Here is a 473-nt window from a genome sequence, read left to right as displayed (position 1 = left end):
CGGATCTTCACCTGGTGGTCCACCCGGCCGACGAACTCCAGCTGCCCGTCCGGGCGGCGGCGCACCAGGTCACCGGTGCGGTACATCCGGGTGCCGGGTTCGAAGGGGTTCGCGACGAAGCGCTCGGCGCTGAGCCCCGGACGCTTCAGATAGCCCCGGGCCAGGCCGGGGCCGGCCACGTACAGCTCCCCGATGACCCCGACCGGGACGACACCGAGCCGACCGTCCAGCACGTACGCCCGGGAGTTCCAGATCGGACCGCCGATCGGCGGCACGCCCTCACCGGCGGTCAGCGGCAGGCTCATCGTGGCGCAGACCGTCGCCTCCGACGGACCGTACGCATTGATCACCCGACGACCGGGCAACCAACGCGCCACCAACTCCGCCGGCGCCGCCTCACCGGCCAGCACCAGCGTCATCCCCTCCGGCAACCCGCCGTCAACGGGCTGCTGCGCAAGCGCCGCCGGCGGCAG

General features: G+C 73.2%; 1 protein-coding gene. It reads right to left on the bottom strand.

Annotated elements, in window-relative coordinates; all coding sequences use genetic code 11:
* The coding region (locus OP86_RS32605) for an AMP-binding protein (protein ID WP_033334523.1) at window positions 1-473 on the bottom strand (473 nt) is incomplete at both ends.

The sequence above is a fragment of the Streptomyces novaecaesareae genome (genome assembly GCF_000716875.1).
GTDB classification, from domain to species: Bacteria; Actinomycetota; Actinomycetes; order Streptomycetales; family Streptomycetaceae; genus Kitasatospora; species Kitasatospora novaecaesareae.
Note: the sequence above shows the minus strand (reverse complement) of the source record. Positions and strands in the feature narration are given on the sequence as shown.